Raw genomic sequence first — 16,493 nt, 5'->3', positions numbered from 1 at the left:
CGAGCATCGGAGAGAAACACCATGACCGAGAACGTCCATGACGTGGCGATCCTCTCGGACTTCCGGTATCCGGGCGGTACCTCGGCCAGCATCGCCGCCGAGGTCCGCGCGCAGGCCCGCGCCGGTCTCTCCACCGTGCTCGTCCAGGTCCGGTCGCCGCATCTGAAACGGGATCGCCCGTTCAACCCGCTGCTCGTCGAGCTGCTCCGCGAGGGGCAGGCCGACCTGGGCACCGAGGGGGAGACGGTGCACGCCCGGCTGCTGGTGATCCGCCAGCCGCGGATCTTCACCCAGGATCTGCCGGTGGTTCCCCGGATCCGGGCCGACCGCACCGTGGTGGTGCTCAACCAGGCTCCCGGTGACGCCGCCGACCCGGCCCGCTACTACGACTTCGCCGAGGTCAAGACCCGCCTGGAGAGCTGTTTCGAAACCGGGCTCGAGTGGGCGCCGATCAGCCCGCAGGTACGGGGTGAGGTGCTGCGCGCGGCACCTGACGCGCCGCTGGCCGAGACCGACTGGCACGAGATCATCGACACCGCGGACTGGTGGGCCGAACGCAACGGCCCGGTCGCCGGTGTCCCGGTCATCGGGCGGCACGGGCGGCCCGACCCGGTGAAGTGGCCCCGGACCGCCGAGGAGCTGCTCCAGGCCTATCCGGACAACTCCAGCCTGCGGGTGCGCATCCTCGGCGGCGGTGAGCTGGCGGTGGAGAAGCTCGGCAGGCAGCCGGAGAACTGGGAGGTGCTGGAGTTCGGCACCGTCACACCGGGTGAGTTCCTGCGCGGGCTCGACTTCTTCGTCTACTTCCACGATCCCGACCTGGTCGAGGCGTTCGGCCGGACGATCATGGAGGCGATGGCGGCCGGTGTGCCGGTGGTGATCGGCGAGCACTTCCGGCCGGTCTTCGGCGACGCCGCGCTCTACACCACACCGGCCGGCGTCGTGCCGCTGATCCACCAGCTCTACGACGACCAGGACCGCTGCCGGGCGGTGGCACGGCGGGCCCGCGAGTTCGTCGAGGGCAATTTCGGTTACCCGTCGCACGTGGCCCGCCTCGCCGAGCGTGGCGTTCACCCGCCCGGCCCGTCCCCGGCGCACGGAGAACCGGTGACGTCCCCGGAGCACGAGCCGGCCCGTGGCGTGCTGCTGGTCAGCGACAACGGCGCCGGCCTCGGCCACCTGTCCCGGCTGATGGCGATCGGGCGGCGGCTGCCGCCGGAGACGCCGGCCGTGATCGCCACCCAGTCGCACGGCGCCTCGGTGGCGCATCGGGAGGGTTTCCTCACCGAGTACATCCCGTCCCGCCGTGTGCTGGGACTGCCCCGGCAGCGCTGGTCGGAGCTGCTGCGCAGCCGCCTCGAACACCTGGTGGACCTGCACCGCCCGGCCGTGGTCGCGGTCGACAGCGTCCCGCACGACGGCATCGTCGCCGCGGTGCGGGCCCGCCGTGACGTCACCTGGGTCTGGGTGCGGCGGCCGATGTGGCGCCGGGACACCGGAGCGGAGTGGATCGAGCGGGGCGCGGTCTTCGACGGCATCCTGGAGCCCGGCGAGTTCGCCGCCGCGGCCGACGAGGGCCCGACCGTCCCGGACCGGGACCGGGTCCACGCGGTGGAGCCGATCACCTACCTCGACCGGCACGAGCTGGTGGACCGGGAGGCCGCCCGGGAGGCGCTGGGGCTCGACCCGGAGCGCCCGGCCGCGCTGCTCCAGCTCGGCGCCGGCAACATCAACGACATCTCGACGCCCGCCGCGCGGATCGCCGCGCGGCTGCGTGACGCCGGGTTCCAGGTGGTGCTCGCGGAGTCCACGATCGCGACCGAGCCGATGCCGCCGGTCCCCGGGACCCTTCTGGTGAAGCTGTACCCGATCAGCCGGTATCTGCGCGGACTGGACCTGGTGATCAGCGCGTCGGGTTACAACTCGTTCCATGAGCTGCTGGCGTTCGGCGTTCCCACGGTCTTCGTACCGAACCGGGAGACGTCCCTGGACGACCAGGTGAGCCGCGCCCGCTTCGCGGCAGCGGCGGGTGCCGCGCTGATCGTCGAGGACCCGGCGGGCGAGGACCTGGACCGGGTGCTGGACCTTGCGGTACGGGAGGACGTGCGCGAGCGGCTGAGCAGCCGTTGCGCCGAGCTGCGGATCGGCAACGGTGCCGCCGCGGCGGCGCGCTGGCTCGTCGGGCTGGCCGATCCGGCGATGGCCGAATTCGCACCGGCCGATCCCGCACGGGCCGATCCCGCGCCGGCGGGTCTCGCGCTCACCGGACCCGCACTCACCGGACCCGCACTCACCGGATCCTCACTCGCTGGGCCCGTGCTGATCGGGACCGTGGTGCCCGGCCCGACATCGACTGGAGCGTGACCAGCATGTCCGAGACGTCCACGGAGCTCGCGGTTCTCACCGGGGGGCCGTCCGGTCCCGAACCCGATCCGGCCCGCCTCCAGGCGCTCGTGGTGCGGCTGCGCACTGTCGAACAGCAGCGCGACGCCTGGCGTACCCGGTGCGAGGGACTCACCCGGGAGCGGGACAAGGAGCGCAAGGCCGTCCGGCGGTTGCGGGCCAGCGGTTCCTACCGGCTCGGGCGCACGCTGGTCACGTTCGCCCGTGACCCGCTGCACTCCTCGCCGCGCCTGCTGCGCCGCCTGGTCGGCCGGATACGCCGCCCGGCACCGGTGAAACCGCGCAAGTCCCGGGTCGTCACGCCGGTCCTGCCCACCCACCTCTACGTGGCGATCGGCCTCGGCCTGCCCGCACTGCGCTCGTTCGTGCTGGCCCTTCAGCGGCGCCTGCTCGTCGAGGCCGACCACCGGGCGGTGGTGCTGACCGACGATCCGGCGTTCTCCCTGCTGCGCAAGGCCGGCCTGATCATCGAGTACCTGCCGGACCGGCAGACCTGGCACCGGCACCGGCCGGACCGGCCGTGGGACGGTGTGCTCGCCGAGCGGCTCTCTCGGCTGTCCGGTGAGCACGCCGCGAGCCAGGTGATCTTCGTCGATCCGGATCACCCGCCGGCTCTGGCGGATCTGCTGGGCAGGCCCGACACAACCCCGCCGGTGCAGCGGTCGTTGCAGCAGTCGTGACCGCCGAAACCGTGACAGTACGCCAGCAACCGGGCATTGGGGTGCGGCGTGGCTCTGCTCCCGGACAGTCCGAGGAGACGCCGGCCCCGGGCCGCTCGCTCTGGGGACACGTCCTGCGCCGCTGCGTCCTGATGCCCCTGATCGTCCTGGTGCCGCTGGCGGCCGTCGCGCCCCGCGGCGACCACCGATTCAACATCTACTGGCACGGCGGCATGTTCCGCGACGACCCGCTGCGGATCGTCTCGCACACGATCGCCACCGGGGAGACGTACCTGCGGCTCGGGAACTTCCGCCCGCTCGGCCGGATGGTGGAGAAGGCCCTCGACCTGCTCGCCTTCCTCGGCATGCAGCAGCTGCACCTGCCGGCCGGCATCGCGTTGCGCCTGGTCACCATCGGTGCGGCGATCCTGCTGACGTTCACCGTGGTGCTCTTCGCGGAGAGCGTGCTGACCCGGGGGCGGCTCTTCGGTACGCCACCGTCGGTGGTGGCGCTGCTCCTGCCGTACGCGGTCGGTGCGGGCCTGATCGCCGCCGGGCGCAACAGCACCACGACGCTGTTCGGTGGCCTCTACCTGACCACCGCGGCCCTGGTCCTTCTCGTCGCCGTCGCGGCCTGCCGGCTGGAACGGCTCCGCTGGTGGCACGCGGTTCTCGGGCTGTCGGCCGGCGGTGCGCTGGCGGTCTTCAACGAGCCGGCCTACTTCGCTGTGCCGCTGGCGACCGTGACTGTGCTGGTTCGTGCGCGGTTCGTGCTCGGGCAGAGTCCGCGGCAGATGCTGCGCGCGCCCGGCGTACGGCTGACCGGCCTGCTCTGGGCCGGATTCCTGCCGGTCTTCGCGGCCGTCCGGTGGATCATCCAGGGTTACTGTGCGGACGGCAGCTGCTATCACGGCTCGGACCTGGCGGTGGGCGACCGCGGACTGCTCGTGCTGCCGGCCCGGATGCTGGCCTGGTTGCCGCCGGCCCAGTGGCGCGCGGCCACCGGCGAGGCCCCCGGAGCCTGGCTGTGGGGACCCCTGCCTCTCGCGGCGTTTCTCCTGATGGCGGTGCTCGTCGTTCGTACGATGAAAAAAGTCCCGGCCTCGACCCGGCCCACCACCCGGCCCCTCGCGGGCCTCGCTCTCGCGGCCCTGGCCCTGCTCGTCTTCGGCGCCCTGCCCGCCGCCCTCAGCGTCGAGGTGAACACCAACCTCGCCGGAGTGGGGCTGTGGACGGAGGGCTGGCGCGACTCAGCCACCACAGCGCCCGCCGGCATGCTCCTCGCCGTCACGCTGTTCCTGTTGGTCACCCGGGCCAGGCGCCGCGCCGCCGGACTCGCCCTGGCCGCCCTGGTGCTCTGCGCGGCCGGCTCCGTCGCGGCCAACCGGAACTACGCGGACCAGTCCGCCGGCTGGTCGACGTCGCAACTGGACAACCGGATCGCGCTCGCCATGGCCTCCTTCGAACGCGGCGAAGCCGGTGACGCCCGGCGCTGCGCCCTGCTGGCCGAGGCGCTGCGCAACAACGACAGCAGGCCGTTCCAGCAGCAGCGCTACACCGACTCGCTCGACATGGCCGCGCGGACGATCGCCGGCGTCCCGTTCTGCCGGGTGATCACATGAACGATCCGCTGATCTCCGTGGTCGCCCCGGTCTACAACGAGGGCGCCGGCGTCGAACGGTTCGTCGCCCGCGTCGCCGAGGTGATGGGCGAGGCCGCCCTCCGCTTCGAACTGGTGCTCGTCGACGACGGCTCGACCGACGACTCCTGGTCCCGCATCGCCCAGCAGGCCGTGCTCGACCCACGAGTGCACGGTCTGCGGCTGTCCCGCAACTTCGGCAAGGAACCGGCGATGCTGGCCGGGCTCGACTACGCGACCGGCGACGCCGTCGTGGTGATCGACTCGGACCTCCAGCACCCGCCCTCGGCCATCCCCGCCATGGTGCGGCGCTGGCAGGCCGGAGCACACGTGGTCGAAGCCGTGAAGACGAACCGGACCGGGCAGTCGCTCGGCAACCGGCTGAGCGCCCGCGTGTTCAACAAGGCGTTCACCGGCCTCACCAAGGTGGATCTCGTGGACGCCACCGACTTCCGGTTGCTCGGCCGGCCGGCGCTGGAAGCTTTGCGGCGCATGCCCGAGCACTCCACGTTCTTCCGGGGCACCAGCAGCTGGATCGGGTTCACCCGGGCGACCGTCGAGGTGGACATCGACCACCGTGAGGGGGGTGCCACCCGGTGGACGCTCAGCGGCCTGTTCCGGCTCGCCGTGAACGGTCTCACCTCGTTCACGTCGGCGCCGCTGCACATGGTCACGCTGGCCGGGTTCAGCTTCGCGGTGTTCGCGGTGGTGCTCGGGGTGCAGACGCTGGTGCGCTGGATCAGCGGGGGATCGGTGGCCGGGTTCACCACTGTCATCCTGCTGCTGCTCGTCACCGGGACGTTCGTGCTGATCGGGCTCGGGGTGATCGGCGAGTACCTGGCCCGCATTCACGAGGAGGTTCGGGGGCGGCCGCGCTATCTGGTTCAGGAGCGAGCCACCGGGCCCGCTGAGGCCGCCGTTCCCGAACAATGGGTCGTCGAACAACGTGCGGACCACTGAACCGACCCGCTTCGCCGCTCTGGCCCGGCTTTGTCGCCGCGCCGGTCTCGCTCCGCTTTGTCGCCGCGCCGCTCTGGCTCGGCTGCTTCGCTACGCCGTCAGTGGCGGGCTGAGTGCGGCCACCCATCTCGGGGTCGGGCTGGCCTGTTCGGCGTGGGCGGGTATGCCGCCGGTGCCGGCGTCGACGGTGGGGTTCGCGGTGAGTGTGGTGGTGTCCTACCTGCTCCAGCACCTATGGGTGTTCCGGTCGTCGGCGGGGCACGCGGTGGCCGGCCCGCGGTTCCTGGCCGTGACGGCTGCGGCCTTCACCCTCAACACCGTGGTCCTGTGGATCGGTGCCGAGCTGCTCGACGGTCCGTACGCGCTGGTTCAAGCCGTGGCGCTGCTACTGATCCCCGCTCTCAACTACGCCCTCAACTCCCGCTGGACCTTCGCCTCCGCTGCCCCCTGACGCCCAGCCGGCTCGCTCGGCTGGGCGTCAGCGGTGTGTTCGCGGCCGGAAGGCTCCGCTGGCGCCCAGCCGACTCGCTCAGCTGGGCGTCAGCGGTGTATTCGCGGCCGAAAGGCCCCGCTGACGCCCAGCCGGCTCGCTCAGCTGGGCGTCAGGGGTGTGTTTGCGGCGGGAAGGCCCCGCTGGCGTCCAGCTGGTTCGCTCGGCTGGGCGTCAGGGGTGTGTTTGCGGCTGGAAGGCCCCGCTGGCGTCCAGCTGGTTCGCTCGGCTGGGCGTCAGGGGTGTGTTTGCGGCTGGAAGGCCCCGCTGGCGTCCAGCTGGTTCGCTCGGCTGGGCGTCAGGGGTGTGTTTGCGGCGGAAAGGCCCCGCTGAGGGCCAGCTGAGTTGTTCGGGTGCTCGGCGGGGCTGTTCGGCTGGGCGTGAGGGGTGTGTTTTTGGGCGGGAGGCCCCGCTGAGGGCCAGCTGGGTTGTTCGGGTGCTCGGCGGGGCTGTTTGGCTGGGCGTGAGGGGGTGAGGGGTGAGTTGGAGTGGGCAGGTCCGCCCGGCGGGCGCCGGGCGGTATGGAGTTGCAGGTGGTCGCGTGGACGGAAGTGAGCTTTGCGCCGACCGTACGAAATAGGGGTTGATCTGGAAGTAGGGGTTGATCTGGAAGTTCGCGGTTTGGTCTGTGAAGAGAGGGGTCTGGTCTGTGAAGAGAGGCGGTCTGGTCTGTGAAGAGAGGGGTCTGGTCTGTGAAGGGGGCGGGTCAGAGGCGGTGGGCTTCGCGGGTGGTGGTGACGCCGCGGGTGTCGAAGAAGCGTTTGGCGATGCGGGCCAGGTGGTCGGGGTCGTATTCGCGGTGGTTCTGGACCAGGATGACCAGGTCGGCGGAGGCCGCGGCGCCCTCGAGGTCGTCGGTGCGCTCGACCGGGACGCCGCCGACGTCCCAGGTGCGGACGTGCGGGTCGTGGTAGGCGACGGTGGCGCCGAGCGAGGCCAGTTGGCGGGCCAGCGGTGCGGCGGGTGACTCGCGCTGGTCGGCGATGTTGGCCTTGTAGGTGATGCCGAGCAGCAGGACCGTGGCTCCGCGGACGGCCTGACCGTCGGCGTTGAGGAGGTTCTGCGCGCGCCGGGCGACGTAGGCCGGCATCGTCGTGTTGATCTCCTGGGCCAGCTCGACGAAGCGGAACGGGTAGCCGAGCTTGCTGCGGACGTTGTGCGAAAGGTAGTTCGGGTCGATCGGGATGCAGTGGCCGCCGACGCCGGGGCCCGGGTAGAAGGCCTGGAACCCGAACGGCTTGGTGGAGGCCGCGTGGATCACGTCCCAGAGGTCGATGTCGAGCTCGTGGCAGAACCGGGCCATCTCGTTGACCAGGGCGATGTTGACGTGCCGGTAGGTGTTCTCCAGCAGTTTCGCCGTCTCCGCCTCACGGGTGGAGCGGGTCCGGACCACCGTCTCGACGAACCGGCCGTAGAAGCGCGACGCCACATCCGTGCAGGCCGGGGTGTAGCCGCCGACCACCTTCGGTGTGTTGTGCGCGCCGTAGGTCTCGTTGCCCGGGTCGATCCGCTCGGGGGAGAAGGCCAGGTGGAAGTCGATGCCGGCGGTCAGGCCGGAGAGCTGCTCCAGCCGCGGCCGGACCACCTCGTCGGTGGTGCCCGGATAGGTGGTGGACTCCAGCACGACGAGCATGCCGGGGCGCAGGTTGCGGCCGATCGCCGAGGTGGCGCCGACCACCGCGCGCAGGTCCGGCCCGTCACCCTCGGAGAGCGGGGTCGGCACGCAGATCACCGCCGTGCGTGCCTGCGCGATCAGGGTCTCGTCGGTGGTCGGGACGAAACCGCCGGACAGCATCTCGTCCACGTCCTTGTCGCTCAGGTCGTCGACGTGCGAACGGCCGGCGCCGAGGGCGCTCACCACCGTCTCGTCCACGTCGAAGCCGAGCACCGACATGCCGGCCCGGATCGCCTGCTGCGCCAGTGGCAGCCCGACGTACCCGAGTCCGAGGATGACGACGTCGTAGCTCACAGGAATCTCCTTGTCGGATGGGAGTCGCAGATCAGGCGACGGGCGGCAGGGCCACGTCGCTGGGTGGGACCGGGCTGGGTGGGACCGGCTGGCGCGGCGCCGTGAGCGTCCGGGCGGCGGGTGCCGTCCCCGCCCGGGGCTTGCGCAGCTCGAACGGCGAGATGAACGGCAGGTACGCCGGGAGGAACTCGGCGAGCAGCGCATCCTGGTCGGGCACCGCGGCGCTGTGCACGTCCACGTCGTTGAGGCAGAACGCGTCCACGTTGCGGTTCCGCAGCAGCCGCGCGAGCAGCAGCGGCGTCGCCGGTTTCGCCAGGTCCGTGTAGAGGTAGCGGATCTCGCCGGGTGCCGCCTTGCCGGTCAGGTACGCGTAGTACTGCTGCAGCGAGGAGAGCAGCGAGATGTCGTCCGGATGCCGGAACTGGTGTTCCGCGGTGGCCGTCACCTGCTCGGCGAACCGCCTCTCGATCTCGGCGATCACGCTGCGCCGGGACGGGTGCGGTGTGTGCATCATCTTGCGGGTCAGCACCCGGCCGAACGCCTCCTCGATCAGCCGCCGGTTGTTCTTGGCGGCCGAGTCGGCGGGCCGGTCAGCGGGCCCGCGGGGTGCGGCGTCGACCCGCGCCGTGGAGGGGAAGAACCTGGTCAGCCCGCCCGGGGTGAAGAACAGGTCGGGGGTGACCGGCCGGCCCAGCACCACGTCGTCGTTGAGGTACAGGAAGTGCTCGGCGAGCCCGGGGATCCGGTGCAGCCGGGACTCGATCGCCTGCGAGTTGAAGGTGGGCAGCTTCCCGGTGTCGCCGAAGATCTCCCGGTGGCTGACCACGGTGAGCCGGGGATGGCCCAGGTCCAGCCAGGGCGGCACCTGATCGTCGGTGACCAGGAAGACCCGGCGCACCCACGGCGCGAAGGCGTGCAGGGCGCGCATCGAGTAGCGCAGCTCGTCGCGGCTGGCGTACCGCGAGTCGTTGGCGGTCTGTGAGCTGACCTCGCCGACCCAGGCGTTGTCCGCGAGCGCCCGCGCCTTGCGCCGCTGCCAGGCCGTGTCGGAGCCGTCGACCCAGGTGTAGACCACGTCGATCGGGAAGTCGATCCGGTCCGGGTCCACAGCGGTGAACATCCGGCGGGTCCGGTAGCCGGCCACGTCGCCGGGGGAGCTGAACGCGCTGAAGACCGGCTCGGGCGCCAGCACGCGGGGCTCGTCGGCGGGGATCGAGTCGGCAATCGGGTTGCGCCGTGGTGCCACCAGCCGGCCGCTCTGCTCGCGCCAGAACTCGACCTCGCAGGCGTACTGGGTGCCGAGGAGCATGCTGCCGCCCGGATCGGTGACCGGCCAGCAGACGGACACGACCCGCGGCGTGTGCCTGCCGCGGCGGCCCTTCGGCAGCACGGTCCGGAGCAGGCCGTGATCGTCGGCGGTCAGCTCGCGGAGCAGCCGCAGGACCTGGTCGCGGTCGGCCTCGCGGACGGCGACGGTGGTGCGGACGGCCACGCGGGACGGCACCCGGAACCAGTCGACGCCGGCCAGGTCCAGGGCGCGTACCACCCGGTCCAGGTTGTGGCGGCGGACCTCGACAGGGCCGGTCGCGGTCTCGATCCGGGCGGCCACCAGGCCTTTACTGGTGCGGACGCGCAGGCTTGTCGCACCGGTCCGGCCGGCGAGTCGCACAGGCGCCAAAGGCATCAGGGTACGGGCGATGCCGAGCCGCCGTTCGGGAGCGACCCGGGGCAGGACACGAGCCTCGACCGCCTCGAAGACCCGTCGCCGGACCGCCCAGGGGGTCAGCCGCAGGATCTGCCGCAGGGTCACGCCGTCGTCCTTTCGCCGCGGTTCGTCGCCAGCCTTAACGTCACGGCTGAGACGGAAGTTGCGGTCTATATCAGGAGTTGCACGCTTTCCCTGCGGTATACGCCCTTTATTGACGTGTTGCGCAGAATTCCAGAAGAGCCACCCCTAGGGGAACGCCTCGGGGTCACGGCCGATGCGGGCACTTGCGTGGGCCCGGCATGGTGGAGGAGGCGACAAGCCGACGACGGCAGGAGGCCGCGATGGGCAAGGCAGTGGCGTATCTCGTGGGACTGATCGCGGGCGTGATCGTGGTGGGCTGGGTGGTCAGCTCGCTGATCGGGCCGTTCCTCTTCTACCTGATCGTGGGCGCGATCGCGGTGGCCGGCGGGCTCTACCTGTACGGCAAGGTGAAGCAGTCGATCGCACCCGGGACGCGGACCCAGCGGCGGATCGAGGCGGCGGCCAAGACGTACCGGATGCGGAACCGGTGAGGCGCGCGCGGTGCGGCTAGGCTTGCGGGCGGCGCCAACTTTTACCATCGACGGGCCGAGCCGAACCTAAGGACCAGCGCACCGTGTTTGACACCTTGAGTGACCGCCTCTCCGGGATCTTCACCAAGCTTCGCGGCAAGGGCCGGCTCACTGATGCCGACATCGACGCCACCGCGCGCGAGATCCGCCTCGCGCTGCTGGAGGCGGACGTCGCGTTGCCGGTGGTCAAGGCGTTCATCGCCAACCTGAAGGAGCGGGCGCGCGGCGCCGAGGTCTCCCAGGCACTCAACCCCGCGCAGCAGATCATCAAGATTGTCCACGAAGAGCTGATCAACATCCTCGGTGGCGAGGGGCGGCGGATGGTCTTCGCCAAGCAGCCGCCCACCGTCATCATGCTGGCCGGCCTCCAGGGCTCCGGTAAGACCACGCTGGCCGGCAAGCTCTCCCGCTGGCTCAAGGGCCAGGGCCACCAGCCGCTGCTCGTCGCCTGTGACCTCCAGCGGCCGAACGCGGTCAACCAGCTCCAGGTGCTCGCCGGCCGGGCCGGGGTGGACGTCTACGCCCCGCAGCCCGGCAACGGCGTCGGTGACCCGGTGCAGGTCGCCAAGGACTCCCTCGAGCACGCCCGGCGGACGGCGAAGGACATCGTCATCGTCGACACCGCCGGCCGCCTCGGCATCGACGCCGAGATGATGCGGCAGGCCGCCGACATCCGCGCCGCCGTCCAGCCGGACGAGGTCATCTTCGTCATCGACGCGATGGTCGGCCAGGACGCCGTGCAGACCGCCGAGGCGTTCCGCGACGGCGTGGGCATCACCGGTGTCGTCCTCTCCAAGCTCGACGGCGACGCCCGCGGTGGTGCCGCGCTCTCCGTCCGGCACGTCACCGGCCAGCCGATCCTGTTCGCCTCCACCGGTGAGAAGCTCGAGGACTTCGACGTCTTCCACCCGGACCGGATGGCCAGCCGGATCCTCGGCATGGGCGACATGCTGACCCTCATCGAGCAGGCCGAGCAGGCCTTCGACGAGGATCAGAAAGAGAAGATGACCAACAAGCTGCTCGGTGGCGAGCAGTTCACGCTGGAAGACTTCCTGGACCAGCTGATCGCGGTCCGCCGGATGGGCCCGATCGCCAACATCCTCGGCATGATGCCCGGGATGAACCAGCTCAAGGGCCAGCTCGACGAGCTCGACGACAGCCACTTCGACCGGGTCACCGCGATCATCCGCTCGATGACCCCGCAGGAGCGCACCACCCCGAAAATCATCAACGCCTCCCGCCGCCTGCGCATCGCCAACGGCTCCGGCGTTACGGTGATGGACGTCAACCAGCTGCTCAACCGCTTCGTCGACGCGCAGAAGATGATGAAGCAGATGACCGGCATGATGGGCCTGCCGGGCAGCCGCCGCAGCGCGACGAAGAGCTCGAAGAACAAGCGCAAGGGCACCAAGGGCGGCAACCGGCCGCGCGTCGCCGGGCGTCCCGGTGGTGCCGGCTTCCCGGGCGGGATGCCGCAGCTGCCGCCGGGCATGGACCCGAGTGCGCTCGGCGGCGGGCAGGGGCTGCCGCCCGGCTTCAAGCTGCCGAAGATCGACTTCAACAAGCTGAACAAGCCCAAGGATGACCAGCGCTAAGTTGGCATAGAGCATCTGGACTGGTGCCTAGTATGGTCGAAGGCGAATCCGTTGAGGAGGAGCCGATGACCGCTGCGCCGCACCTGAACGAGTGGGACTTGATCGAGCACCTGCTGGGGCGAGACGACCTGACCGTCGACGACATCGCGGACCTTCCCGACGATCTCCGTTACGAGTTGATCGACGGAAGGCTCGTCTTGTCGCCCCTCGCCCTGCCCATCCATCAGTTTCTGGTTCTGGAGATCGCTTTCGCCGCCCGGGAGCACTGCCCGGACAACATCCTTGTCAACCCGGAACAGGCGGTGCTCCTGGACCGGCGCAATGAGCTGCGTCCCGACGTGGTCCTCATCCACGAGGAGGGCGCCGGGAAATCGCCGGTTCGGCCGGGTGACGTGCCGCTCGTGGTCGAGGTCGCCTCGGAGTCCACGAAGAGGTTCGACCGGACCGGCAAGGTGAAGAAGTATGCCTATGTGGCGATTCCGCACTACTGGATCGTCGACCCGCTGGCGGAGTGCGTGACGCTTACGCAGTTCGTGCTCGGTCCGGGTGGGGACTACGAACAGGTGCGGCACACTGACCGGCTCGTTACGGTCGACCAGCCGTGGGAGATGACGCTGGATCTGCCGGCCTGGACGCGGCGGCGGGACCGGATTCGAGCGGTGGCCCGGCCGTAGTTCGGTTGGCTCGCACGTAACGCCGACGTGCGCGTTTGTTGTCGCTGGGCCTCGGCCTCGTCACGACGACTCGGCCTCACCAGGACAAAGGGCGCCCTTGATCGGGCGGGACTGGTTGAGGGTGGGGCGGGGGCGCCACGACAGGCGGGGCCTTGATCCGGTAGGACTGGTTCATGGCGTTGCATGTGCGTGGGACTGTTCTGCCCGACGGCGAGATTCGGGATGTCTGGCTGGTGGGGGATCGGGTCACCTTCGAGCCGGTGGCGGGCGCCGAGACGGTCAGTGGCGGTGGCTGGATCGTTCCGGGGCTGGTTGACGCGCACTGCCACCTGGGCATCGCCTACGGTGCGAAGCCGATCGAGAGCGTCGATCAGGCCCGCGAGCTCGCCGCCACCGATCGGGACGCGGGTGTTCTGGCTATCCGGGATGCCGGTTCGCCGTACCCGTACCCCGAACTTGATGACGAACCGGGCGTGCCACGCCTCGCGCGGGCCGGGCGGCACGTGGCCGCGCCCCGCCGCTATCTGCGTGACATCGGTGTGGAGGTGGTGGCTGGTGAGGTCGCGGCGGCCGTCACCGCGCAGGCCCGGGCCGGCACCGGCTGGGTGAAGCTGGTCGGCGACTGGATCGACCGTGAGGTGGGTGACCTGGCGCCGAGCTGGGACGCTGCGACGATGGCCGCGGCGGTGGAGGCCGCTCACGCCGCCGGGGCGCGGGCCGCGGTGCACACGTTCTCCGAGGAGGGCGTGGAGATCATGGTGCGGGCCGGGGTGGACTCGGTGGAGCACGGCACCGGGCTCACGCTGGACCTGGTCGACGAGATGGCACGGCGGGGCACCGCACTGGTCCCCACGATGATCAACATTCGGACCTTCGGGAAGATTGCTGATCAGGCCCGGGAGAAGTTCGCCGGGTACGCGGACCACATGATCGCCCTCCGCGACCGCTTCCCGTCCGTGGTGCTGGCCGCGTACGAGGCCGGCGTCCCGATCTACGTCGGCACGGATGCGGGTGGCGGCATCCGGCACGGGCTGGCCGCCGACGAGATGCTCTACCTGCACGAGGCCGGCATCCCGGCGATCGACGTCCTGGCGGCGGCGTCGTGGGGGGCCCGGGAGTGGCTCGGCTTCCCGGGGCTGGTCGAGGGCGGGCTGGCCGACCTGGTCGTCTACGACGCCGACCCGCGCGTGGACCTGCGAGTGGTGAAGGCGCCCCGCCGCATCATCCTGCGAGGCGCCGTCATCAAATAAGCCGTCATCAAATAAGCCGTAATCAAATAAGCCGCAATCAAATGATCACCGCCCGAAAACGATCACCGGGTGAAGCGCCAGATCCGCAGCTCGACACTCCCCGGACCGTCCGGCCGGACCGGGCAGGCGAGCATCTCCGCGTTCCAGGCGCACCTGCCGCCCAGGGCCGGCACCTCCGCGATCCCGGTCGCCTTCCCGTCCGCGGTCGAGACGGAGTGGATCGACGCCCGGTGTCCCGGTAGAAGCCATCGAAGTCCATCCGTCACCCCGTCCTTCTCCGGAGAGGGACACGGCACGCCCGCCCGCGAGGTCGCACCCGGCGCGAGACTAAGATGCGTCCTCATGGCTCGCGTGCTCACTCCCCGTGCGGAGGACTTTCCCCGCTGGTACCAGGACCTCATCGCCAAGGCGCAGCTCGCCGACAACGGCCCGGTGCGCGGCACGATGGTGATCCGGCCGGTCGGCTACGCCATCTGGGAGCGCATGCAGGCCGACATGGACAGCCGGATCAAGGCAGCGGGCGTGCAGAACGCCTACTTCCCGCTGTTCATCCCGGAAAATTATCTGCGCCGCGAGGCCGACCACGTCGAGGGTTTCTCGCCCGAGCTGGCAGTGGTCACCCACGCCGGTGGCAAGGAGCTCGCCGAGCCCCTCGTGGTGCGCCCCACCAGCGAGACCGTGATCGGTGAGTTCATGGCCAAGTGGGTCGACTCCTACCGTGACCTGCCGCTGCTGCTCAACCAGTGGGCCAACGTGGTCCGGTGGGAGCTGCGCCCGCGGACGTTCCTGCGCACCACCGAGTTCCTCTGGCAGGAGGGTCACACCGCGCACGCGACCGAGCAGGACGCCCGGGAGCACGCCCGCGACATCCACAAGAACGTCTACGAGGCGTTCATGACCGAGATGCTGGCCATCCCGGTGGTGCCCGGCCGCAAGACCCGTGGTGAGCGGTTCGCCGGTGCCACCAACACGATGACCGTCGAGGCCATGATGCGCGACGGCAAGGCGCTGCAGATGGGCACCTCGCACGAGCTCGGGCAGAACTTCGCCAAGGCCTTCGACATCACCTACTCCTCGGCGGACCGCACCGTCGAGCACGCCTGGACCACGTCCTGGGGCACCTCGACCCGGATGCTCGGTGGCCTGATCATGGTGCATGGTGACGACAACGGCCTGCGGCTGCCGCCGCGTCTCGCGCCGATCCAGGTCCAGATCATGGTGGTCAAGGCGGGCGAGGGTGTCGCCGAGGTGGCGGCCCAGCTCCATGAAGATCTTAAAAACGCGGGCGTACGGGTAAAACTCGACGACCGTTCGGACATCCCCTTCGGTCGTCGCGCGGTGGACGCGGAATTGCAGGGCATCCCGATCCGCGTCGAGGTGGGTCCGCGCGACCTGGCCACCGGCAACGTGGTCGTGGCCCGGCGGATCGACGGCTCCAAGACCCCGATCGCGCTGGCCGAGGTCGCCGCCATGGTTCAGGCCTCGCTCAAGGCCGACCAGCAGCGCCTCTACGACGACGCCCTGGCCTTCCGCGAGGAGCACACGGTCGAGGTGAAGACGCTCGGTGAGGCGCTCGAGGCGTCACAGACCGGCTGGGCCCGCGTGCCGTGGTCGGCCGTCGGCGAGGCGGGCGAGAAGGAGGCGAACGGCAAGGCCGTCACCGTCCGCTGCCTGACCCGCGAGGACGGCACGATGCCGGAGTCCGACGAGGAGCCCGGCCTGATCGCCTACCTGGGCCGGTCCTACTGAGTGTCTTCGCGCCGGGCCGAGCGGTTCTCTACCGGAACTTCTCGGCCGGGCGGCTGGTCAACGTCCGCCCGTGCCGGGTGGTCTCGGACGACGAGCGCGGCCTGCTGCTCTGGCTGGCCCGCCACACGCCGGTGATCATCGAGGTCGCCGCCGACGACCGGGGCGTCCGGGACATGCCGTTCGCGGAGTGGGTCACCCTGGAACACAAGCTGGTCCCGTCCAGCTGGAACGGCCCGGGGATCCTCAAGTTCATCCCGCCGGAGGGTGAGCACTCGGTGTGGTTCTTCCGCACCGGCGACGGCGCGTTCAAGAACTGGTACGTCAACCTCGAGGAACACGCCGTCCGCTGGGACGACGGCGTGATCGCCGGCGTCGACGTGGTCGACCAGGACCTCGACATCGAGGTGATGCCCGACCGCTCGTGGCGCTGGAAGGACGAGGACGAGTTCGCCGAGCGCCTCGCCCTCCCCGAGCACTACTGGGTGCCCGACGAGGCCGCCGTCTGGGCCGAGGGCCGCCGCGTCATCAAGCGCATCGAGGCCGCCGACTTCCCCTTCGACGGCACCTGGACCACCTTCCACCCCGACCCCACCTGGCCCGTCCCGGCCGAGGTTCCCGCCGGCTGGGACAGGCCGCGCGCCGGCTTTTGATTTCACACTCACGCAGAATGAAGGGCCAGGGCCGCCGAAGGTGGGCCCCGGCCCGGCCCCGGCGGGAGTGCCCTGTGTCAACCGGTTGGCTGGGGTGAGGTGAGTAGGTTTTGCAGGGCGCGGTGTTCGGCCGGGT

14 protein-coding genes are annotated in these 16,493 nt (G+C 70.5%); 11 read left to right on the top strand and 3 right to left on the bottom strand.

Features of this window, described 5'->3' with window-relative positions; translation table 11 throughout:
- Nucleotides 1-21 precede the first annotated feature (21 nt).
- From ACFQV6_RS36770 to ACFQV6_RS36750, 5 genes are read left to right on the top strand one after another with little or no spacing between them, the layout of a single operon-like run.
- Nucleotides 22-2,364, top strand: coding sequence for a glycosyltransferase (locus ACFQV6_RS36770; protein ID WP_378032310.1), 2,343 nt, complete (start codon nt 22-24; stop codon nt 2,362-2,364).
- Nucleotides 2,365-2,369: 5 nt separating this feature from the next.
- Nucleotides 2,370-3,083: a hypothetical protein gene (locus tag ACFQV6_RS36765; protein WP_378032309.1), complete on the top strand. Its 714-nt coding sequence runs from the start codon at nt 2,370-2,372 to the stop codon at nt 3,081-3,083.
- Nucleotides 3,080-4,684, top strand: coding sequence for a hypothetical protein (locus ACFQV6_RS36760; protein ID WP_378032308.1), 1,605 nt, complete (start codon nt 3,080-3,082; stop codon nt 4,682-4,684). The genes ACFQV6_RS36765 and ACFQV6_RS36760 overlap by 4 nt, the downstream gene beginning before the upstream one ends.
- Entirely contained in the window at nt 4,681-5,661 is a 981-nt protein-coding gene (locus ACFQV6_RS36755) for a glycosyltransferase family 2 protein (protein ID WP_378032307.1), read from the top strand. Before ACFQV6_RS36760 ends, ACFQV6_RS36755 begins: the two co-directional genes overlap by 4 nt.
- A complete protein-coding gene (locus tag ACFQV6_RS36750) occupies nt 5,648-6,112 on the top strand; it encodes a GtrA family protein (RefSeq protein WP_378032306.1) in 465 nt (154 codons plus the stop codon). Before ACFQV6_RS36755 ends, ACFQV6_RS36750 begins: the two co-directional genes overlap by 14 nt.
- Nucleotides 6,113-6,857: 745 nt before the next feature.
- On the opposite strand, the gene ACFQV6_RS36745 is transcribed toward ACFQV6_RS36750, so the two are convergent.
- On the bottom strand, nt 6,858-8,120 hold the full coding sequence (locus ACFQV6_RS36745; RefSeq protein ID WP_378032305.1) for a nucleotide sugar dehydrogenase: 1,263 nt from the start codon (nt 8,118-8,120) through the stop codon (nt 6,858-6,860).
- Between the two features lie 31 nt (nt 8,121-8,151).
- Nucleotides 8,152-9,930 (bottom strand): stealth family protein, encoded by a 1,779-nt coding sequence (locus tag ACFQV6_RS36740; protein ID WP_378032304.1) that lies wholly within the window; start codon nt 9,928-9,930, stop codon nt 8,152-8,154.
- A 239-nt stretch (nt 9,931-10,169) separates the two neighbouring features.
- On the opposite strand from ACFQV6_RS36740, the gene ACFQV6_RS36735 reads away from it, so the two are divergent.
- The 4 genes from ACFQV6_RS36735 (at nt 10,170) to ACFQV6_RS36720 (ending at nt 13,958) form a co-directional block, all read left to right on the top strand.
- Complete coding sequence (locus ACFQV6_RS36735) at nt 10,170-10,400, top strand: hypothetical protein (RefSeq protein WP_378032303.1); 231 nt, start codon at nt 10,170-10,172, stop codon at nt 10,398-10,400.
- An 83-nt stretch (nt 10,401-10,483) separates the two neighbouring features.
- The gene (ffh, locus tag ACFQV6_RS36730; protein ID WP_378032302.1) at nt 10,484-12,034 is read left to right on the top strand and encodes a signal recognition particle protein; all 1,551 of its coding nucleotides are present in this window, start codon (nt 10,484-10,486) and stop codon (nt 12,032-12,034) included.
- 65 nt (nt 12,035-12,099) lie between these two features.
- A complete protein-coding gene (locus tag ACFQV6_RS36725) occupies nt 12,100-12,708 on the top strand; it encodes a Uma2 family endonuclease (RefSeq protein WP_378032301.1) in 609 nt (202 codons plus the stop codon).
- A gap of 173 nt (nt 12,709-12,881) precedes the next feature.
- On the top strand, nt 12,882-13,958 hold the full coding sequence (locus ACFQV6_RS36720) for an amidohydrolase family protein (protein WP_378032300.1): 1,077 nt from the start codon (nt 12,882-12,884) through the stop codon (nt 13,956-13,958).
- Between the two features lie 62 nt (nt 13,959-14,020).
- Here the strand turns inward: ACFQV6_RS36720 and ACFQV6_RS36715 are convergent, their stop codons facing one another.
- On the bottom strand, nt 14,021-14,224 hold the full coding sequence (locus ACFQV6_RS36715) for a hypothetical protein (RefSeq protein WP_378032299.1): 204 nt from the start codon (nt 14,222-14,224) through the stop codon (nt 14,021-14,023).
- Between the two features lie 76 nt (nt 14,225-14,300).
- On the opposite strand from ACFQV6_RS36715, the gene proS reads away from it, so the two are divergent.
- Both proS and ACFQV6_RS36705 read left to right on the top strand, forming a co-directional pair.
- Nucleotides 14,301-15,707 (top strand): proline--tRNA ligase, encoded by a 1,407-nt coding sequence (gene proS / locus ACFQV6_RS36710; protein WP_378032298.1) that lies wholly within the window; start codon nt 14,301-14,303, stop codon nt 15,705-15,707.
- Nucleotides 15,704-16,357: a DUF402 domain-containing protein gene (locus ACFQV6_RS36705; protein ID WP_378032375.1), complete on the top strand. Its 654-nt coding sequence runs from the start codon at nt 15,704-15,706 to the stop codon at nt 16,355-16,357. The genes proS and ACFQV6_RS36705 overlap by 4 nt, the downstream gene beginning before the upstream one ends.
- The last annotated feature ends 136 nt before the right edge of the window (nt 16,358-16,493 follow it).

This window comes from Actinoplanes sp. GCM10030250 (genome assembly GCF_042666575.1).
GTDB lineage: Bacteria > Actinomycetota > Actinomycetes > Mycobacteriales > Micromonosporaceae > Actinoplanes.
Note: the sequence above shows the minus strand (reverse complement) of the source record. Positions and strands in the feature narration are given on the sequence as shown.